The sequence below is a fragment of the Granulicella sp. S190 genome (genome assembly GCF_009766095.1).
Taxonomy (GTDB): domain Bacteria; phylum Acidobacteriota; class Terriglobia; order Terriglobales; family Acidobacteriaceae; genus Edaphobacter.
In genome coordinates, this window is the sequence record NZ_LMUD01000016.1 from 448,300 (window position 1) to 469,019 (window position 20,720).

Annotated in this window: 17 protein-coding genes; 9 read left to right on the forward strand and 8 right to left on the reverse strand. The window is 60.0% G+C overall.

The window, feature by feature from the left end; all coding sequences use genetic code 11:
• The first annotated feature begins 1 nt into the window (after position 1).
• Positions 2 to 2,074 carry a DNA mismatch repair endonuclease MutL gene (mutL, locus tag GSQ94_RS11200; RefSeq protein ID WP_158943937.1) on the forward strand — a complete coding sequence of 691 codons (2,073 nt, stop codon included), beginning with the start codon at positions 2 to 4 and terminating at the stop codon, positions 2,072 to 2,074.
• A gap of 14 nt (positions 2,075 to 2,088) precedes the next feature.
• Here mutL and GSQ94_RS11205 read toward each other — a convergent pair whose 3' ends face one another.
• Positions 2,089 to 2,775 (reverse strand): hypothetical protein, encoded by a 687-nt coding sequence (locus GSQ94_RS11205; RefSeq protein WP_158943938.1) that lies wholly within the window; start codon positions 2,773 to 2,775, stop codon positions 2,089 to 2,091.
• A gap of 208 nt (positions 2,776 to 2,983) precedes the next feature.
• Between GSQ94_RS11205 and GSQ94_RS11210 the strand changes: the two genes are divergently transcribed.
• The 4 genes from GSQ94_RS11210 (at position 2,984) to GSQ94_RS11225 (ending at position 7,341) form a co-directional block, all read left to right on the forward strand.
• Entirely contained in the window at positions 2,984 to 5,290 is a 2,307-nt protein-coding gene (locus GSQ94_RS11210) for a hypothetical protein (protein WP_216843068.1), read from the forward strand.
• A gap of 5 nt (positions 5,291 to 5,295) precedes the next feature.
• Positions 5,296 to 6,087, forward strand: coding sequence for a (d)CMP kinase (gene cmk, locus GSQ94_RS11215; RefSeq protein WP_158943940.1), 792 nt, complete (start codon positions 5,296 to 5,298; stop codon positions 6,085 to 6,087).
• A gap of 263 nt (positions 6,088 to 6,350) precedes the next feature.
• On the forward strand, positions 6,351 to 6,551 hold the full coding sequence (locus GSQ94_RS11220; protein WP_013581125.1) for a cold-shock protein: 201 nt from the start codon (positions 6,351 to 6,353) through the stop codon (positions 6,549 to 6,551).
• A 136-nt stretch (positions 6,552 to 6,687) separates the two neighbouring features.
• A complete protein-coding gene (locus GSQ94_RS11225) occupies positions 6,688 to 7,341 on the forward strand; it encodes a Pr6Pr family membrane protein (RefSeq protein ID WP_158943941.1) in 654 nt (217 codons plus the stop codon).
• Between the two features lie 3 nt (positions 7,342 to 7,344).
• On the opposite strand, the gene GSQ94_RS11230 is transcribed toward GSQ94_RS11225, so the two are convergent.
• Positions 7,345 to 8,334 carry a hypothetical protein gene (locus GSQ94_RS11230; protein ID WP_158943942.1) on the reverse strand — a complete coding sequence of 330 codons (990 nt, stop codon included), beginning with the start codon at positions 8,332 to 8,334 and terminating at the stop codon, positions 7,345 to 7,347.
• A gap of 301 nt (positions 8,335 to 8,635) precedes the next feature.
• On the opposite strand from GSQ94_RS11230, the gene GSQ94_RS11235 reads away from it, so the two are divergent.
• Positions 8,636 to 11,122, forward strand: coding sequence for a 2-oxoglutarate dehydrogenase E1 component (locus GSQ94_RS11235; RefSeq protein WP_158943943.1), 2,487 nt, complete (start codon positions 8,636 to 8,638; stop codon positions 11,120 to 11,122).
• A 131-nt stretch (positions 11,123 to 11,253) separates the two neighbouring features.
• Here the strand turns inward: GSQ94_RS11235 and GSQ94_RS11240 are convergent, their stop codons facing one another.
• A complete protein-coding gene (locus GSQ94_RS11240) occupies positions 11,254 to 11,472 on the reverse strand; it encodes a hypothetical protein (RefSeq protein ID WP_158943944.1) in 219 nt (72 codons plus the stop codon).
• Positions 11,473 to 11,882: 410 nt separating this feature from the next.
• Entirely contained in the window at positions 11,883 to 13,580 is a 1,698-nt protein-coding gene (locus tag GSQ94_RS11245) for an MFS transporter (RefSeq protein ID WP_158943945.1), read from the reverse strand.
• 157 nt (positions 13,581 to 13,737) lie between these two features.
• Here GSQ94_RS11245 and GSQ94_RS11250 point away from each other — a divergent pair, with 157 nt between their 5' ends.
• Positions 13,738 to 15,342 (forward strand): hypothetical protein, encoded by a 1,605-nt coding sequence (locus tag GSQ94_RS11250; RefSeq protein WP_216843069.1) that lies wholly within the window; start codon positions 13,738 to 13,740, stop codon positions 15,340 to 15,342.
• Positions 15,343 to 15,511: 169 nt separating this feature from the next.
• Here GSQ94_RS11250 and GSQ94_RS11255 read toward each other — a convergent pair whose 3' ends face one another.
• Positions 15,512 to 16,318: a HugZ family protein gene (locus tag GSQ94_RS11255; protein WP_158943947.1), complete on the reverse strand. Its 807-nt coding sequence runs from the start codon at positions 16,316 to 16,318 to the stop codon at positions 15,512 to 15,514.
• A gap of 76 nt (positions 16,319 to 16,394) precedes the next feature.
• Positions 16,395 to 16,619 carry a hypothetical protein gene (locus GSQ94_RS11260; RefSeq protein ID WP_158943948.1) on the reverse strand — a complete coding sequence of 75 codons (225 nt, stop codon included), beginning with the start codon at positions 16,617 to 16,619 and terminating at the stop codon, positions 16,395 to 16,397.
• 109 nt (positions 16,620 to 16,728) lie between these two features.
• Here GSQ94_RS11260 and GSQ94_RS11265 point away from each other — a divergent pair, with 109 nt between their 5' ends.
• A complete protein-coding gene (locus GSQ94_RS11265; protein ID WP_158943949.1) occupies positions 16,729 to 16,911 on the forward strand; it encodes a hypothetical protein in 183 nt (60 codons plus the stop codon).
• Here GSQ94_RS11265 and GSQ94_RS11270 read toward each other — a convergent pair.
• Entirely contained in the window at positions 16,908 to 18,755 is a 1,848-nt protein-coding gene (locus GSQ94_RS11270) for a phosphoenolpyruvate carboxykinase (GTP) (protein WP_158943950.1), read from the reverse strand. The two genes, GSQ94_RS11265 and GSQ94_RS11270, sit on opposite strands and share 4 nt — an antisense overlap.
• 206 nt (positions 18,756 to 18,961) lie before the next feature.
• Here GSQ94_RS11270 and GSQ94_RS11275 point away from each other — a divergent pair, with 206 nt between their 5' ends.
• Positions 18,962 to 19,762, forward strand: coding sequence for a tetratricopeptide repeat protein (locus GSQ94_RS11275; protein WP_254063796.1), 801 nt, complete (start codon positions 18,962 to 18,964; stop codon positions 19,760 to 19,762).
• A gap of 79 nt (positions 19,763 to 19,841) precedes the next feature.
• On the opposite strand, the gene GSQ94_RS11280 is transcribed toward GSQ94_RS11275, so the two are convergent.
• On the reverse strand, positions 19,842 to 20,720 hold an 879-nt coding region (locus tag GSQ94_RS11280), incomplete at its 5' end, for a potassium channel family protein (RefSeq protein WP_158943952.1).

A 20,720-nucleotide genomic window follows, 5' to 3' on the forward strand; every position in this document is an offset into this window, starting at 1 on the left:
TATGGGCCGCATCCATATCCTCTCCGACCTCGTGGCGAACCAGATCGCCGCAGGGGAAGTCGTCGAACGCCCCGCCTCCGTCGTCAAAGAGCTGCTCGAAAACTCCCTCGACGCCCACGCTACCCGCATCCGCATCGAGGTCGAAGCCGGCGGCCGCAAGCTCATCCGCATCACCGACAACGGACACGGCATGGTCCGCGATGACGCCCTCCTCGCCTTCGAGCGGCACGCCACCTCCAAGCTCCGCACCGCCGACGACCTCCTCTCCATCGCCACCCTCGGCTTCCGTGGCGAAGCTCTCCCCTCCATCGCCAGCGTCTCCCGCCTCCAGCTCGAGACCCGCGTCGCGGAAGAGCCATCAGGAACCCTCATCGAGATCGCCGGCGGCAACATCCTTCGCGTCGAAGACGCCGGCCTTCCCATCGGCACCACCATCACCCTTCGCGATCTCTTCTTCAATACCCCTGCCCGCCGGAAATTCCTCAAGACCGAGCAGACCGAGCTCTCCCACATCGCCGCGCTCGTCACCCACTACGCTCTCGTCCATCCCACCAAACACTTCGAGCTGCACTCCTCCACCCAGGCGCTCCTCGTCGCACCAGCCGTAGCCAACGCCGCCGAGCGCCTCTTCCAGATCTTCGGCAAAGACACCAGCAACTACATGCTCCCCACCACCGCCGAGCTCGACTTCGCCCGCGCCGGTCTCCCCGAGCCCCCACCCTGGAAGCGCGACTTGGACTACACCCCGCCCGACCCCGGCTACCTGCGTCTCACCGGCTTCGTCTCTAAGCCCGAGCTGCAAAAGCTCAATCGCAACTCCATCTACGTCTTCGTCAACCAGCGCCTCATCCGCGACAAGCTCATCCTCCACGCGCTCTCCGAGGCCTATCGCAACATCCTCCCTCCCACGTCGTACCCGGTCGTCCTGCTCTACCTCGAGATGCCGCCGCAGGAGGTCGATGTCAATGTGCACCCGGCCAAGACCGAAGTCCGCTTCCGCCAGCCCAGCTTCGTCCACGACTTCGTCCGCGACACCATCCGCACCACGCTCATCCAGGCCCGTCCCGCAGCCAGCTTCGCTACCGCACTCGAAAACGGCCCGCATGGCATCTCAAGCTCTCTCCTGATCGACGTCAGCCCGCTCCCCGGCCCACCCGACGAAGTCAGTCCACTCAATCACAGCTCAACAGATAGCGGACACAGCGAAGGATCCCTGTACTTCTCCGGTACCGGCACAAATCAATTGGCGGAGCCCCTCTTCCATCCTGGCCAGCCAACGACATTCCCTCACTCCGAACCCTACAACCCCGCCGACATCGCAGCCTTCAGCTCCGAACCCGTAAAATCTTCGACCTTCCAGCTTGCCGCCCCCATCGTCCCTCCATCGCCCGGACGCTTCGCCTTCTCCGGCCACTCCATCCCTGTCGGCTATGAGTCCATCGGCTCCGAATCAGCCGACGAAGCAGCCCCGCAGCAAGCCGACACCCTCACCGCCCTCTCCACTCTCAAGCCCCTCGGCCAGCTGCGCGACTCCTTCATCCTCGCCACAAACGAGGAAGGCCTCTGGATCATCGACCAGCACGTAGCCCACGAGCGCATCCTCTTCGAGAAAGTCCTGCGCGAACGCGACACCGAACAGATTCAGCGCCAGCGGCTCCTCATGCCGCTCCTGATCGACCTTCTGCCCGCCCAGATGATCACCTTCTCCGAGATCGCCGACGAACTCGACCGCAACGGCTTCGAAGCCGAACCCTTCGGCCCCCGCACCCTCGCCGTCAAAGCCGCCCCTGTCGGCCTCGAAGGCCGCGAGCTCGAGCATCTCCTCGAAGAAATCCTCGACATCCCCGACCGCAACCGCCAGACCGAAAACTCCGAAGCTCGCCGCCGCCGCATCGCTGCCTCCATCGCCTGCCACGCGGCCATCAAGATCAACCAGCCCCTCGAGCCTTCAAAGATCGAGTGGCTCCTCGACGCCCTCAGCAAGACCGAGCACCCCACCGCCTGCCCTCATGGCCGGCCCATCGCTCTCCGCTACTCGCATAAGGACATAGCCAAAGCCTTTCAGCGAATCTGAAGCATATGAACTCGCTACTTCTGCGGAATCACACGAAGAATCAGCTTCGTCCCTGAATCAAGCGAAATATTCTGGTTCGCCGCGTCCAGCACGCCTGCATTGTTCGTGCCATCCGCACTGGTAAGTACTACTCCGGGCATATTAGTCACCGGAACACGATCGTTTGGCCCGCGAGCCACCGGACCAAGGTCTCCATCATGATGCATGCCATCGCTGATGGCGCCCTGTGTCACATAAGCTCCACTGGGATTGCTCGGACTCTTGATCGCTGCATTAGGATTTTGCGCCGTGCTTGCGCCGCCCCGCGAGCCTCCAGCAATCGCGGACGTATCGGGCGGCGTATCTGCCTCAGCCGTTACGGAGATTACCATCGCCTTAAAAGAAAGCTCGTGTCCGTCTTTAGTTACCGCCTGATTCAGATTGAACGCGAGATGAGAGCTTCCGTCCGCCTTTGATTTCGCCCTTGCATCGGTCACCTTCCCCACCACCTTCGTCCCCTTGGGAAGCTCCGCGCCGTCCGCAAACTTCACCACGGCCGTAGTCCTGGCTTCGACCACGTCACCCACCTTTGCTTTCTTCACGTCGATCCGCTTGGTCAGCTCCACATCGACTCGAGTACCGGTCACTCCCTGCGTGTTCGCAGTCTGCGCCTGAATCGCCAAAGAAAATACTGCAAGAGGGATAACAAAAAGATATTTCACGTTTCCTCCGGTCTTGATGCGCTGTGCCTGCCTGCTGAATAAACTTCTATGCCCGACGGCTACATTCTAACGGCACCCTCCGCCATCGCCACTCGCCCCGATTCCCGGAGACGCTCCTTGCAAATGACTTGCAGGCAATTCTTTCGAGCGCAACACCCGGCGGGCTAACCGACTTTACGGTATCCTTGTAGTAGCGCGCAGCAGACATTTGGACCGAATCTTAGTCGCGCGCCGCTCCTATGAAACAAAGACCGTCCTTCGGCCCAGGCCGAAGTTTGCTGGGGTGCGTAGCATCGCCCAGCAGGAAGGCAATACCTTGAGTAATCTAAGCACTCCCTCGGCTGATCAGCTCGCCGCCGCCCGTCTCGCCCATTGGCACCATAACGCCGATCCCATCCTCACCATCAACATGCTGCGCGACTGGCTCAACACCTCCGGCCTGGTCTTCTTCACTCCCCGCGCCTCGCAGCTTCCCGCGCCTGCGCCCTCCTTCGTCGAAGCGATCCTTGGCGAGCCCAACGCCGCGCCCACCCTCGCTGACACCGATCAGTCCCGCAGCCTGCTCTCCCGTCTCATCCTCGATGGCGGCGCCATCCCCCTCAATCTCCTGGGTTCGCCCACAGGCACCGGCAGCGAGACCCCTGACTTCATCGTCTCCCCTCTTGCCTTCCCCTATATCTTTACCCTTCGCGGTGACAAGGCCTGGAAGCAACCCCCCACCACGAGTGGCGCAACCAAGGTCTCTCCGCTTGCGCTCAACACATATACCCTTCTTACCGAGCGCGCCAAAGACCACGCCACCGGCATGAGCTCCTACGACCTCACCACTCAGCTTGGCAAAGAGGTCACCGAGACCGCCGTCCTCCGCTCCCTCACCGAGCTCTGGCAGCACCTTCGCGTGATCCCGGTCCCGCAGCCCGATGGAGCCGCCACCCTCTGGGAACTCATCACCACCCGCTTCACCAAGCAGATCAAAGCCGGAGCCAACGCCGGGCAGCCCACCGCGCTCTCGGCTCTCATCTCCCTCTATCTCGGCCAGGCCATCGTAGCCTCAGAGGAAGACATCGAAACCTTCCTCTCCCCGGTCGCCGCCCGCTCGCGCATCCGCGATGTCGTCCACGCACTCATCTCTGCACGCCAGCTTGAGACCATCGCCGTAGAAGGCCGTACTGTGGTCCATGTCACCGGCGAGCTCCCCGCCTTCCTCGCTGCGGAAGTACCCGCCTCCGATGAGACCGGCTCTGTCGCCATCGGGGACGAAGGCGCCGAAGCCGCAGAAGGTTCGGGCCGCATCACCAAGTTCATTCCAAAGCCGCGCAAGGTTGGAACCGGATTTGTAACCAAACCAGGTCGCAGCTCCGAATCAGCTCCTTCGCCGCGCGAACGCCGCCCCTTCACCCGCGAATCCAACCGCCCCGATCGTCCCAGCTTCACCAAGCCCTGGGAAGAAGAGAAGGCCGACCGCCTCGCCGCCGCGAAATCCTCCTCCGATCCATCGGGAGAAGGTGATACCGCATCCGCCCCGCGCGCCTACGACCGCAAGCCCAGCTTCGACCGGGCAGGGAAGCGCCCCTCTTTCGGCTCCAGGCCTTCCTTTGGATCGAAGCCCTCCTTCGGCTCCAAACCCTCCTTCGGCAGCAAACCCCGCTTCGGCGGTGACCGTCCCTCCTTCGGCAGGGATCGGCCCACCTTCCGCCGCAACGAAGACTCATCCGACAGCCGTCCACCCCGCCGCACCTTTAGCGACGCGCCCTCAGGAGATTCTGACCGTCCACGCAAGACCTTCTCCCAACCCGGCACCTTCGGCCGCAAGCGCGAAGGCTTCGCCGGCAAGCCCAGCTTTGGCCGCGACAGCAACGACAGCCGCCCGCCGCGCCGCGACTTCGGCGACTCCCGCCCTCCACGCCGTGAGTTCACCCCGCGTCCCGACGGTGACTCCGGTGACGCTCGTCCGCCCCGCCGCACCTTCAGCGATCGCCCCGCCAAACCCAGCTTCGGCGGTCCGCGCAAACCCGGCAGCTTCTCCGCCCGTCCGCAGCGTAGCTTCGACGGCGGCGACCGCACCAACGGCTTCGCTCCACGCAAAACCTTCTCCCGCGACACCGAAGACCGCCCTGCCCGCGCAGAAGGACGTGCCCGTCCCGACGGCCCACCCTTCCGCAAGTTCGACGCCCCGCGCACCCCGCGTCCCAAGGCTGGCTTCGAGGGCAAACCGGCCGGCAGCTTCGGCGAGAAGAAGCCCTACAACAAGACTGGCAGCAGCTTCGGAGCAAAGAGCAGCAGCTTCGGAGCCAAGAAGCCCTTTACCAAATCCAGCGGAGGCTATGCAGGCAAATCCTCCGGCGGCTCTTATGCAGACAAGTCCAGCAGCTACGCCGGCAAAAAGCCCTACAGCAAATCCGCCGCAGGTGGCACAGGCAAACCCGCCAGCACCTTCGACAAGTTCAAGGGCAACAAGAAGCCCTTCGGCAACCGGCCTCCCGCTCGCAAGTTCAAACGTGAGGAAGGGGAATAATCCGGATGGCCGAGCCGCACGCAGACTCCGCATCGCAGCCTGAAACAAAAAAGCGCCAGCGCCCCGTCATCGCCATCGACGGGCCTGCTGGTGCAGGCAAAAGCACACTCGCCGCTCATCTCGCCCGCCGCTTTGGTTTTCTCAATCTTGAAACCGGAGCCATGTATCGCGCCTTGGCCCTTAAGGCCATCGAAAACGACTACTCCTTCGACGAAGAGCCTCCGCTCATGAACCTCGCTGCCGACACCCGCATCACCCTCGAGCCGCAACTCGAAGGCAACCGTGTCTTGCTCGATGGCATGGACGTCTCCCGCCGCATCCGAGAGACCGATGTCACCTCTGCCGCCTCGAAGATCTCCATCCATCCCCATCTGCGCGCTTGGATGGTCCAACAGCAGCGCGCTCTGGGCGAGGCGGGAGGAGTCGTCATGGAAGGCCGCGACATCGGCACCGCCGTCTTCCCCGACGCCGAAGTAAAGATCTTCCTCGATGCAGCCCCCGAGGTTCGCGGCAATCGCCGTTATCGCCAGGCCACCCCGGGCTCCGCCCGCGCTCAGCCCACCTACGGCCAGAACTCCGCCCGTCAGTCGCCCGACCCCGTCACCGCAGAGCAGCAGCGTCTCTCCGAGGAAGCCATCCTTCGCGATCTCAAAGACCGCGACTACCGCGACCGCAACCGCGCCGAATCACCCCTCAAAGCTGCCGCAGACGCAGTCATCCTCGATTCCACCGCCATGACCCTCGAAGAGGTGCTCACTCGCGCCGAAGAGATCGTTCGCGCTCATCTCAAAGCGTGAGGTTGCGTGATATCTAACATCGTTGAAGTACGTTTGTCGAATCCGACAAACCCAAAAATCCTCTTTTGCACCATAATTTCCACAAATTCTGCACCATAAATAGTGCAGTGCTAACTATTTAGGCGAATAAATAAAAAAAACTTGCCAACTGTGCTAACCTTCTCACATCGTTTGAAACAGATTGGTTTTCTGCAAAGCTCGTACTGTACGAACCCCGATTTGGATCTAGCGGCAAATTCAATAGCAATAAGGAAATAGCGAACATGGAACAGGGAACAGTGAAGTGGTTTAACGATGCCAAGGGGTTTGGCTTTATCAGCCGTCAGAACGGCGAGGATGTATTCGTACACTACTCGGCGATCAATTCGAACGGTTTCAAGAGCCTTCAAGAGGGCCAGGCTGTACAGTTCAACGTGGTAAAGGGACCCAAGGGTTGGCAGGCGTCTGACGTTCAGCCTCTCTAGTCTTTAGCACTAAGACTGCAGCAACAACCAAGTTTTGCGAGAGGGATGGCCACGGCTATCCCTTTGCGCGTTTAAGCCTCCCGCCACTTCATCTGCTATCGTGAGGACGCTGAACCCAATCATCAGGAGAGGCACAATGGCGCGGAGGTCAAAGCTCAGGCAGACCTGTCTCCTTCTGCTATCCCTCCTCACATGGCTCGCCGCCCTGGTGCAGATCGCGTTCGCGGCCAAAACCGTCATCGCCCAGGGAGGCTCCCCACTCCTCAGCGTCATCAACACCCTCAGCTACTTCACCATCCTCACCAACCTCCTCGTCGCCATCGTCTCCACCGCCTCCGCTCTTCGCGGAGAAGCCGATACCCTCCTTACCCGTCCCTCCACCCAATCCGCCGTCGCCGTATACATCTTCGTCGTCGGCCTCACCTACTCCTTTCTCCTCCGAGCAATCTGGAGTCCCACCGGGCTCAACGCCTTTCTCAACTCAGCCCTGCACGACATAGTCCCCATCCTCTACATCCTCTACTGGTTCGTCTTCGTCCCCAAGGGAACCCTCCGCTGGAGCCAGCCCGCCGGATGGCTCATCTATCCGGTGCTTTACGTCATCTACTGCATCGCGCGCGGCGCCCTCACAGGCCTCTATCCCTACCACTTCGTCGATGTCACCCTCCTCGGCTATCCCCGAGCGCTTCTCAACACGGCAGGCCTGCTCTTCGGCTTCTGGATCGTAGGCCTCGTCATAGTCGCCATCGACGGCCTTCTCAGCAGACGCCGAACCCGCATCCACGCCTAAGCATCACTGCGGAGGAGCCTCCGGCGTATTTGTGACATCCACAGGCACAATCGTCGAAGTCGCCTTGAACTTCCTGTAATCCGACTCCACCGCCTGCACCCTCCCATTAAATCCAAAGAACAACAACGCCCGCGCCGACCCCTGTCCTTCCAACTTCGCAGGCAGCCACACCTCGTTGTTGACCAGCCGTTGCTCCATCGAAAAGTTCGTGCCCTTCTGGATGTTCGCGATCAGTCCAATGCCAATCTTGAAGTTGTTCACGAAGTGCCCCTCAGCCTTCACCAGCACGCGATCATGCTCATCGATCCAAACCGTCCCCATCAGGTCGCGAACCACCTCTTCGAACTTCGTCCGTGTCTTCGCCTTCGGATCGCCCGCATAGTCCACCACAATGGTGTCTCTGCCGCCTAACTGGATACGTCGCGGATTCGTAAAGCTGCCCAGCTCCAGCGTTCGCGAGGCTGTCATCAACTCGTCTCCGCGCGCGTCCGACTCTTTGCCCTGCTCATCTGCCTTCTCGCGCCTCTCCCTGGACTTGGCGGAGTCTTTATCGATCCGTTCGCTCTCCTTCTTCTGCTCCTCCGCCGTCAACTCCTTGCCGTCTTTCTTCACCAGCCGTCGCACCGGCACTCCATTCACCCAGAAGACCTCAAACTCCATCGTCTCGCTCTTCTTCAATCCGCCATGACTGTCCAGCTGCTGCTCGGTCACCACTGACCGGTACAAATACTCCTTCTCAATGGCCTCCGCCGCTCGCTGGTTCGTCTCCACAGAGTGCATCAAGCCAGCGATATCCGGCAGCGACCGCTCGTCCGCCTTTGCGTCCTTCGGCGCAGTGACTGAAGGGGAAGCGGCGCTCTGCGCAGAAGCACCAACGGATTCCTGCGGAGCAGATGCCGCCTGATCCCTAAAGGCAAGACCAAACCCCGCCGGCACACCCATCCAACCCAGTACGACAACCAAAACCAGAACCCTGCGAGCAACTACCACCATAACTTCAACTATAGCGGCCAGCTTCCTTCACGCCACCACCCCGGACCCGCAAAAAGCCAGCCGCAGCGTGTGTGTCTATCCCATAACTATCTTCAATGGAGCAAGTTACAGTAAACCGTCTTTCCGAGCTTTCGCAGCGTCGCAGAGCAGATCGGTGCCCACCCTGAACCCCTCGACAAGGGTGCAACTTTATAGTCATACCCCTCTGCCAGCCCACTAACGGAGATGCGCCAGCCCGTCGAAAGGTCTAGCATAGAAGAGCACGCGATTTACTCGCGAATAGATCAGAAGTGAGGAAGCAATGGCCACAAAGGCAGGGACCCTGGCTGCAACAACACCCGCAGTAGAACAACACGAACGCGAGACTATCTTCGACATCTTCCGCCGCTGGGGCTATCTCCAGGCCTCCCTCGATCCACTCGGCCAATACCTTCCTCCCGAGCCATTTCCCACGCCCGCACCCGAAGGCGATCTCGCCAAAGAGGCGCGCAGCTACTACTGTGGCACCATCGCCGCGGAGTTCATGCACCTCCCCAGTAACGAGCAGCGCCAATGGCTGCAGGAGCGCATCGAGCAACCAACGCCAACGCCCGACCAGTCACTCATCCTCACGCAGCTCATCCGCGCCGACCTCTTCGAGCAGGTCATTCAATCGCGCTACCTCGGTACCAAGCGGTTCTCCCTTGAAGGTCTCACCGTTCTCATTCCCTTTCTCGATCGCATCCTCGCCGTCAGTGCTGGAACCGGTGTCACCACGGCCATGATTGCGATGAGCCATCGCGGTCGCCTCAACGTGATGACCAACACCATCGGTCGCTCTCCGTCGGAGATCTTCACAAAGTTTGAGGATGTAGATCCGCGCAGCACCATGGGCGGCGGCGATGTGAAATATCACGTCGGTGCAACTGGCGAATACCACTCGCCCGACGGCAAGGTCATCTCGCTTCACCTCGCCTCCAATCCCAGCCATCTTGAAGCTGTCGATCCCGTCGTCCTCGGCCGCACCCGCGCCAAGCAGGAGCGCATCGGCAAAGACGGCAACGACCACGTCCTTCCGCTCATCATCCACGGCGACGCTGCATTCGCAGGCCAGGGCATTCTCGCCGAAACCCTGAACATGGCGACCCTGCATGGCTACAACGTCGGCGGCACCATCCACATCATCGTCAACAATCTCCTCGGCTTCACCGCAGTCCCGGAGGAGTCCAACTCCTCACGCTTCGCCACCGATATCGCAAAGCGTCTTCCCATTCCCATCTTCCATGTCAATGCAGAAGATCCTGACGCCGTCATACGTGTGGCCGCCCTCGCCGCCGAGTATCGCGACCGCTTCCACTCCGACATCGTGGTCGACCTCGTCGGCTATCGCAAGCATGGCCACAGCGAAGTAGACGATCCCACCGTCACCCAGCCCCGCCGTTACGCCATCATCAAGGACCGTGCCCCGCTCTACCAGACCTACGCGAAGCAGATCGGTGTAGACCCGGCAGCCGAGGTGCAGAAGATTCAGCAGGAGCTGCTCGACGATCAAAAGACAGCGACCCAGGCCGATCACAAGCCGCAGCTCGCCTACCTCCCGGCCTACTGGGACAACTACAAGGGCGGCGAACTCAACCCCGCAGACGATGTCTCCACCGGCCTTGCCGCCGCGCGTATCAATGAGCTTGTCACCTCGCTGACCACGTACCCAGCCGGCTTCCACATCCACCCTAAGGTCAAGAAGCTCTTCGAGCAGCGCCAGGAGATGGGCGCAGGTTCGCGGCTCTTCGACTACGGCATGGCTGAGCTCGTGGCCTTCGCCTCTCTGCTCGAAGCCGGGGTTCCAGTTCGCCTCAGCGGACAGGACTCGCAGCGCGGCACCTTCAACCAGCGCCACGCCGTGATGGTCGATACCGAAACCGAGGTCCGCTACACTCCACTCGCCCATCTCAAAGAGAAGCAGGGCAAGTTCGAGGTCTACAACTCGCTCCTTTCTGAGGCCGCCGTCCTCGGCTTCGAGTACGGCTTCTCCCGCGACTATCCCGAAGCGCTCGTCCTCTGGGAGGCGCAGTTCGGCGACTTCGCCAACGGCGCGCAGATCATCATGGATCAGTTCATCGCAGCCAGCGAAGCCAAGTGGGGTCTGCTCTCAGGCCTCGTCATGCTCCTTCCGCACGGCTACGAGGGCCAGGGCCCAGAGCACTCCAGCGCCCGCATCGAGCGCTATCTGCAGCTCGCCGCCAACGACAACATCCAGATATGCCAGCCCTCAAACGCGGCGCAGTACTTCCACCTCCTCCGTCGTCAGGCACTCCGTTTCTGGCGCAAGCCGCTGGTCGTCTTCACGCCAAAGAGCATGCTCCGCCATCCCGACGCCTCCTCCACTCTCGCGGACTTCGCCATCGACCGCTTCCAGAACGTCCTGCCCGATAACGACGTAAAGAATCCGCGTCGTCTGCTAGTCTGCAGCGGCAAGATCGGCCACAACCTCCGCGTCGAACGCGAAAAACGCAAAGACTTCAGCGTAGGCATCATCTTCCTTGAGCAGATGTACCCTTGGCCCGAAGAAGAGTTGCAGGCCGCCCTCGACCAGCACCCCGAAGCCCAGGAGATCGTCTGGGTCCAGGAGGAGCCCGCCAATATGGGAGCCTTCTCTTACGTCATGCCGCTTTTGCGCCGCATGTCCAGCGACCGCCCCGTGCTCAGCGTCAAACGCAGCGCCAGCGCCACCCCTGCCACCGGCTCTGCCAAGGCCCACGAGATCGAAGAGAAGACCCTCATCGACCTCGCACTCGGCTCCGCAGTCTAGCCTCGGCCTCGACGAGCACTGTCATCCTCAATGCCGGTGCTCGTCGAAGCGTAGGCCTTCGTGCACAAAAAAGCCCGAACCGGAAACAAACCAGGTCGGGCTCGTGAACAAAATCTCACACCACAGAAAAGTTAGGCACTCTTCCTACGGCGAACAAACCCCGCAGCCGTAAGCAGCCCACTCCCTAGCAGCACGAAGTTCCGGGTCTCGGGAGCGGCAGGAGGCCCAGCCCTCCGAAGAACCACAGCATCGTCGTACTTGTGGGACGACGGGAGAGACAGATCCTCTGCCTCCACATAGCTGCTAACCGCGCCATAAGCCGACGAGCAGCCCGAAGCGGAGTAAGTCATAATCGTGCTGCCGCACAGCGGGGGCAGTCTGGACGCGCTGATTCGTGTATCGGAAAACGAACTGGGAATAGCATCGGCAGAAGCGAAAACACTGGTAGAACAAATCGCAACCGCCAACGAGGACGTAGCGCAAAAGAAACGTAACGTGAACCTCACGGCGAAAACCTCAGGATGAAAATTTGTGGGAAACAGGGCCTGCCACGGTATATGCACGTCGCGGGCCAACGCCCCATTTCGCCACAGGCACGAGACCACCCTCCCGCATATCTTTTATTCCCAACGTTTTCTTGAAGATGCCGTTGCGCAACGCTTTGCAGATCCGCGTCACCCCGCCTCATCACTCGCAAAAACCTGCAGAATTAGGGAAAATGCCAGGAACCGGTCGAGTATCCCGCCGCCCGCCGCCCGCCTCAGCTCTTGCTCTCAGGCACTCTCTCCGACACCGCCGGATGCGCAGGCACCGGGTTCGCGACCTCTCTCGCGTAGATCTGATAAGTCGTCTTCGGAGGATCTTCATCCTGGTGCAACGCCCTCACATGCGCACGAATCATCTCATCCGCCGCTGTGATCCGCTCTCGCGACCTCAGGTAGTCCAGCCACGACTCCATCACAAACGTCTCGTTCAAATGTTGCGGATCGATCGCATCGCGATAGATCCCCCAGCGCATCGCCCCATCGCGCATTCGCACGCCCCGCAGCAGATGGATCGCCGACGTAAACTCCGCGTAGTTCTCGAGCGGAATGCGGTACACAATCGAGATGCGCACCGGCCCGTCGGTAGGCTCCGTATCCAGCGCAAGCTGCGGCGCCGGATGCTTCCACTGATACGGCGTGTGATCCGGCAGCGGGCCCTGCAAAATGTGAAACCGCCGCGCGAACGGAAACGTAATCAGCAGACCGCAAGCCGCCGTCGTCAACGCAATCGGCGTCGAGGTATGTTCCGCGATATAGCCCCACAAAATCGCGCCGAGCGCCATTCCTCCCTGGAACGTCATCTGGTAAGTTCCCAGCGAGCGAGCCTGCACCCACGCCGGTACTGAAAGCTGCACCGACACATTGATCGTCGACATCGTGCTCGTCCACGCAGCGCCCGAAAAAATCAACGTCCCAATGATGATCGAGGGACTCCGCACAAACGCCAGGACCAGTAGCACCGCCACGTTATAGAGCGTCGACGCAGCCAGAATCTGATCCGCGGTAAATCTCTGTCGAATCCTGTGCAGCGTAGTAGCTGCAATTAGAGCCCCTATCCCCAGCGAACCATTCAAAATACCGTAACCCAGCGGCCCCTGCTTCAGATCTCTCTTGGCCACTACCGCCAGCAGTGACCAGATCGCCGAGATAAAAAACGTGTAGATAAACGCGCGCACCAGCGACGACTGCAGATCCGGCGCATACCGCACATAGCGCAGCCCCGAGCGAATCGACCCCGCAATGCGCTCCGAAGGCAGAGCCGACTTGAACAGCGGAATCCGCTTCCAGTTCACCAGCACCCAGATCACGCCTGCAAACGAAAGCGCATTCAGCGCAAACACCGAACCCGCGCCGGTATGTACCCTCTGAAAACCAGCAACCATCAAGCCACCTAGCGCCGGACCCACCGCACGCGCAAGATTGTTGCTCGCCGCATTCAACGACACCGTATCCGGAATCAGCTCACGTGGCACCAGCTCCGGCACAATCGCCTGCCACGCCGGGTTGTTCATCGCCGAGCCGATGTTCAACAAAAACGTGAACGCCAGCAGCGCCCACGGTGATATGTAACCGATAAAGGTCAAAATCGCCAGGATGCCGACAGACGCCAGCATCCATGCCTGCCAGAAGATCAGCAGCTTGCGCCGGTCGAAGATATCCGCCGTCGCCCCGGCCAGCAGCCCCAGCAGCAACACCGGCAGGCTGGCCGCCGTCTGCATCAGTGCGATCAGCAACGGCGAAGCCGTCAGCGATGTCATCAGCCACGTGCCCGCCGTGTCCTGCATCCACGTCCCCACCGACGAGATCGTGCTCGCGATCCAGCGGTCGCGAAACAGCGGAATCTTCAACGGTGCGAAGCCGTTGGAGCTCTCTGCAATCGTTACGGGGGCGGTGTTGGAAGATTCAAAAGGCATCGCTCCCATTAGTTTACGGGGTCGAGCCGCAGCGGCAAGGTACAGGGTCTTCGCAAGGGATTGTCATCGGATCGTCAATTGTCTGTCAGGGCTTCGTCAGTTACATCCCGCAGGCCAAAAACCATCGCTCCACCCTGTAAACTCGGCTCGAAACAGCATGATCGTCGAGAAAGTTACAGCCGCAAACGAAGAATCGCGGAGCGCATACCGCTCTCCCGACCGCGAGACCACCTCGCCATCGCGGAGGACCATGGCCTTGCTCGCAGCAGTCACCTTCGTCGTCTGTTGCCTGCGCTCCTTCGTCCCTCCTCACACCCCGCTCCTGCTATGGGGAGACCAGCTCGGCTACGCCACCAAAGGCGTCAGAATCCTCGGCGGCGAGCTGCCCTACCGCGACTTCTTCGAGTTCCTCACCCCAGGCACCGACCTCGTCTACGCTCTCCTCTTTCGCTGCTTCGGCATCACGATGTGGGTGCCCAACCTCACCATGGCTGCCTTGGCTGCCGTCGCAACGCTAGGCATCACCTGGTCTGCAAGGCGAATCATGCAGGGCTGGTTTGCCGTGCTGCCCGCGCTCCTGTTGCTTGGCTTCGTTCTCTTCGGCTCTCTCGATGCCACGCATCACTGGTTCAGCACCATCGCTGTAATGGCCGCCGTGTCGCTCCTCTGCCAGCGCACCACGCTCGTCCGCGTAGCTGCCGCAGGTGCACTCTGCGGCATAGCCGCCAGCTTCACCCAAAGCAAAGGAGCCGCCATCGTCGCAGGCCTCTTCGTCTATCTGCTTTGGAGCTCGCGGCTCGAACCCTCCAGGGCAGGGAACCACCTCCGCAGGGCTCTAACCCTGTGCCTCGTCCTCCTGCTCGCAGCCACGCTGGTCTTTGCCGCCATCAATGGACGCTTCATCCTCGCCGCAGGCATCCGTCCATGGGCACATGACGTCATCGTCTACCCCCTTCGTTACTTCGGCCGTGTCGACACCAACAACTGGCGAGGCGCAGGCCTCGAGTGGAGAGAGCGCAGCGGCGTCCTCAAGTGGATTTGCTCTCCCTTCCTCTATCTCTCAGTGCCTCTCACCTATCTCTGGTTCTTCGCGGAATGGTCTTTCAGCAAAGACCGCTCGCGGTCCACACAAACGCCAATCGCCTTCAACCCCCAGCGTCGTCAGTTGCTGCTGCTGGCCATCGCTGGCAGCGCCATGCTCGCAGCAGTCTCGCCGGCACTCTCCATCCGCAGAATCTCCTGCGTCAGTCCCCCGGCGATGGTGCTTCTCGCCTGGCTGCTCAGCCGCCGCGGACCTTCAGGTCTCACCTGTGCCAAGCTCCTCGGAGCAGTCTCGGTCGTCATCGCCGCCGGTCAGGTCGTCGCCGTTCAGACCCACCCGAAGCACCTCGTCACCCTCCCTGTCGGAACCGTTGCCATCCCTAGCGCGGACAACGCCGAACTCTACCGTTGGATGGCAGAGAACACCCATCCCGGGCAGTGGTACTTTGGCCTCCCGCCGCTCACCCTGCCTCTGGAGCTGCGGAATCCAACCCCGATCGAATCCCCCGGCCCCGCAGGTTACTCGCGGCCCGATCAGATCGCTGCGGTCGTCCAGGGTCTGGAGCGAACGCAGACTCCTATGCTCATCCTCCGTCGCTCCCCGCGCACCCAGGCAGACAAGGACGACAATCTCCAACCCTTCTTCGACTACGTGGACGCCCACTACCAAAAGACAAGACGCTTCGCCCCCGGGGACGAAGTCTGGCAGCGAGTGCGGTAAGAGGGGTTGACGAACGAATAACAGGTTAAAAAGGAAACCCACGCAGCGCGGTGGGGGCTGTTGCGTGGGTATTCCGGTAAAGCAACGAAGTGGGTGGACTTCGTTATGACTGACTCAACCCGAAGGGAGTCTTGCCATTCGTTTAAGATAAAGGGAAAGGCAAGGTGAGTCAATAGGCATTTGCGGCCGGCGCACTGCTCTGACGTGCCTCTTTCACCATCTCTACCAGAATGGAACGGGTGTCCCCAGGCGTCGCCGCCTCCCGCAAAAATGCGATCCGGGCACCTTTCATACCTCCTGGCGTCACCGCACGTACATGGAAGCCCAGCCGGTCAACCGAAGTCATGGTCACGCTCTCCGCCTCAAGCCCCGCGTGAGCCCTTGTAAGCAACACCAGGGCGTCCGCATGGTCGGCATTCATGTGATCCAGAATGCCCTGTGCTGCCCCGGCAAGGGGGTCAGGAGAGGCCGCTGCGTAGTCAGTGTTACTCACCCACCCCATCACTCCAAACCCGCCCACGTAGTACACGTCTACCGGCTCCAGCCGGAAGAAGGCAAAGTCGTTGAAATCCACCCAGTAGTGGCTGTTCGGATGCTCCTTCAGGTAAACCTCACGCACCTCAGCCTTCTCCGCATCGCCTACGTGCTCTACATTGCCCACCAGGGTCACGCGGGACGCGCCCAGCACGTCCCCATCCGCCGCAGGCTGGCTCACAAAGAGGCTGGCTCGCGGGTCCGCCTTCAGGTTCTGCGTGTGCATCGCCATCGTACTGATCAAAAACAGTGGACGCCCCCCGGCATCGAGCGCATACGGCATCAGCGAACCAAAGGGAAAACCGGCCTGCTTACGCGAGACGGTCGAAAGCGTAGCCACGTTACTTAGATGAAGCAGGGTACGCGCACGCTCTGCGTAGCTCGGTTCAGGAATCGGTGGCTGAGGATTCGGATTGTAGGGCGCTGCATGCTGATTCGACATAAAGTCTGCTGTACCTTTTGGGAAACATGGACTAACCCATGAAAATGAAACGTGAAGTTGAAGTTTCGGTAGTGAGTCAGTTTGAAATCTTCTCGTACGCAACGAGAATTATGTTCTTGGGATCGTCCCTCGTAGGAGTAGGGCGGCATCGTACCTTGGCCCCGGTGTCGAAGGCCCATCTCGTATCTTCGGGATCGGCATTTACCTCGACAATCTGATAAACATCCCCTTGAATATGAATTGCCTCAACGGGACACCAAACCGCCACCGCCTCATCCGGCAGATCTACATAAATTCTCATCAGGGCTATGCTCTCACGCCTTGAACAGCCCCTACAATCTCCTTGGTCGTCCACGTAAGACCGACAACGACCTAAGTCTCCGGGCCACAAAAAAGCCTGCCGAAAATAAATGCAAAAACGTGGCGCATTTTTAAGAGCTGAAAACTATGGTGTTTCCAGCCACACTTTCACCATCATCTCACCACGTTCTACCATCCAAAAAACCACGTTACGCAACCACTTTTTTGCAAAAACATCTGTAAAACGGCCAATCCACCACAGCCAGAAAAAAGCTGCAGCCGCCTTACGCTAAAGTCGGCAGATCAGCAGCTCGCGCTCATAGATCATCTCCGGCGGAAGGTGGTCGTGGAGAGCGAGGAACAGCTCTTCGTGCCCCATCACCTCCTGCTTCCACTGCGCCCTGTCTACAGTCTGCAGAACATCGAACGTCTCCCGCGAAAACTCCAACCCCTTCCACTGAATATCGTCAAAGTGGGGAGTCCAGCCAATCGGAGTCTCCTTGCCCAGCGCCCGCCCACGAACCCTGTCGATAATCCACTTCAAAACCCGCATATTCTCGCTATAGCCAGGCCACAGGAACTCGCCATCCGGTCCCTTGCGGAACCAGTTCACGTGGAACACCCGCGGCGTAGCCGACAAATTCCGTTGCATCTTCAACCAGTGCCGGAAGTAGTCCCCCATGTGGTATCCGCAGAACGGCAGCATTGCCATTGGGTCGCGCCGAACCTTACCGATCGTTCCAGCAGAAGCCGCCGTCGTCTCCGACCCCATCGTAGCGCCAATGTAGACGCCAGCGGACCAGTTGAAAGCCTGGTACACCAGAGGCATCGTTGTAGGTCTGCGGCCACCGAAGATAAACGCGGAGATAGGAACGCCTTTCGGATTCTCCCAATCAGGATCGATCGTAGGACACTGCGATGCCGGAGCCGTAAAGCGTCCGTTGGGATGAGCCGCTGGTTGGCCTGTCTCCTTTGCGATGGCTGGAGTCCAGCGATTGCCACGCCAATCAATCAGTTCAGCGGGCGGAGTGTCCGTCATGCCCTCCCACCACACGCCGCCTTCAGGGGTCAGCGCGACGTTGGTGAAGATGGTGTTCTTCGCGAGTGTAGCCATTGCATTAGGGTTGGTCTTGGCGCTGGTGCCGGGCGCGACGCCAAAGAAGCCCGCCTCCGGGTTGATCGCGCGAAGCTGCCCGGTCTGATCGGGCTTGATCCAGGCGATATCGTCACCGACTGTCCACACCTTCCAGCCGTCGAAGCCCGCAGGTGGGATCATCATGGCAAAGTTGGTCTTCCCGCACGCGCTCGGAAAGGCAGCGGCTACGTAGGTCTTCTCCGTACTGCCGTCCGCGCGCTTGGGAGATTCAACGCCGACGATCAACATATGCTCGGCCATCCAGCCCTCGTCGCGGGCGATGTTGGAGGCAATACGCAGAGCAAAACACTTCTTCCCCAGTAATGCGTTTCCACCGTATCCGCTACCGTAAGACCAGATCTCGCGGGTTTCGGGAAAATGGACGATGTACTTCTCGTCATTACAGGGCCACGGAACGTCCTTTTGGCCAGCAGCAAGTGGTGCGCCTACCGTATGCATGCACGGGACAACGCGCTTCTCGTCCTTGTCGATTTCTGCGAATACTTGCGTCCCGATACGCGCCATAATGCGCATGTTGACCACCGCATAGGCACTGTCGGTCAGCTGAACGCCTATCTGCGACATAGGCGAGCCGACCGGACCCATGGAGTAGGGAAGCACATACATCGTGCGTCCGCGCATCGCGCCACGGAAGAGCTGCTTGAGCTTCTTGCGCATGACAAAGGGGTCTTCCCAGTTGTTGGTGGGGCCGGCAGTGTCCTTTGAGAGAGAGCAGATAAAGGTGCGATCTTCCACGCGGGCAACGTCGTTAGGCGCGGAGCGGGCGAGGTAGCATCCCGGCCAGAGCTTCTCATTCAGTTTGGTAAACGTTCCCGCATGCACGAGCTGATCGCAAAGAAAATCATACTCAGCCGGCGACCCGTCGATCCAGTGGATGCGATCAGGCTGGCACAGATCAGCCATCTTCTCGACCCAGCGGATCAGATGTTTGTTGGAGGTGGGGGGCGCTGCTATGGCTGTTTCGACGGCTACGGTCTTCATAAGTTGGCGCAGTTCCTTCGGTACAAGTCTTCGCCTCCTCGTAACGGCTGTCAACCCTTAGAGTTCACGCGAGCGGAGTAAAGTTCTTGGATCGAGCATTTACCTCTAGCCACTCATTTGGCGGGGTTTGTTCTCATGATCGCTAGATTGGCCCGATGCGAACTACCCTCTAGTTTCCCGCACTGATAGACTTGAAGCTCTGCGCTGTGACTTCGCGCAATCAGTTCTCTCAATGCGGCAAAACCGCAAAGAGCAAAAAGGAAGAACAAGACAAAGTGGACCAGCAGACCAAGCAAGCTCTGAAGCATGACCAGTTCGTCGACACCACCAACCATGGCCTTGAGTGGGCCAGCGAAAATCGCCGCTCCGTCATCGTTACCAGCGCTATTGTGCTCGCCGCGATTTTGGTGGTGGTTGCCGGTGCGCTGATCTACAACAGCCGTGCGGGACAGGCCTCAACCGCCTTCGGCGCGGCGATGCAGGCCTATCAGACACCGCTCGCGACGCCGGGACAGCCAGTGCCTCCCGGCGTGAAGACCTACGCCTCTGTGGCAGAGCGTGCCAAGGCCGCAAACGACCTGTTTACGGGCGTTGCGGATAAGTACGGCATGACGCCTGATGGTAAGGTGTCGCGCTACTTCGCCGGCTTGACATATATGGAAGCGGGGCAGAATGGGCCAGCAGAGAGCACGCTTAAGCAGGTAGCGGATGGTTGGAATGGTGATCTCGCTGCCCTTGCCAAGCTGTCGCTCGCGCAGCTTTACCGCCAGACAAATCGGGATTCGCAGGCTGTCGAACTCTACAACGAGCTCACATCCAAGCCGACAACGACGGTGCCTGCAGGGCTTGCGCAGTTGCAGCTTGCGGAGTTGTACGAGAACCAGGGAAAGCCGGAGTTGGCAAAGAAGATCTACGCGCAGCTGAAAGATAAGGACGCTAAAGGGGCTGCTGGAGCACTGGCTGCTCAGAAGCTGAACCCTGCACCTACGGGACCGGCTGGTCAGTAAGTAGCGGTTAACGCAGACTAAAGTCGACTCGGGATGCAAGGAATTCTACCTTGCATCCCGAATCTTTTTGGTGTGTCGATTAGCCGTGGTCTTCGTCATGAAAGTAAGAAGAGCGACTGGCTTCCGCCTTCAATGCACTGGCCGCGTCTGTTCTCATCCTGGTAAGAATGCTCCATTGGTCGTTCAACTTTGGAGGAGCGACCCATACGGGGAGTTGCAGACGCAGGTATTCGGCGAGGCCCTGCGCGTGAGGTTCGTAGAGAGCACGTAGGGTGTGGAGACGTTTTGCCGCAGCGGGATCGCCGCAGAGAAGTATCTGATTTTCACCTAGCGCTTCGCAGAGATGGTAGAAGTCTTTGGACGGAAGACGGTCTATGTCGGTTCGCGTGGCCCCTCCAGGGAGTTCCAGTACCTCGAAGACTTCACCGATGTCGATGAGGGCGTGTCGGGACATGACAAATGTGAGTTGAGCCTGGCGTGAGTGATTACCTTCGATGACGGAGATGAGAAGGGCGCAGGTGTCCAGGATCGCCACAAGCGCTGCGAGCCAGCTTTGGGTGTCGTGCTGCGAGCGATAGAAGCAAAGAATGGGATACGAGATATGCGATTCGAGAATCTCCGCGGACCAGCGCTCCCATTCTTCGAGCAGGTCGATAAGCGCCTCTTCGCGCCCTTCGAAGGCATGGCGGCGAAGAAGTTCAGCTGCGGTGGGTGGTGAACCGGCGCGAGAGTCGAGTAAGGCCACACTGAGCTCACGATGCGAAAATGCCTGGTACAGCACCGGGAGATAGCCGATGACGAGCGCTACAAAACCAAGACCTACACCCGACTCGAAGATGATAAAGGCCCGTGCCAGACGACTGTGAGGCACGACATCGCCGAGACCCAGGGTGAAGAGAGTGGTGCCACTTACGTAAAGGTCTGTACCGAACTGCGTCCAGGCGCTGGCACTGTGCGC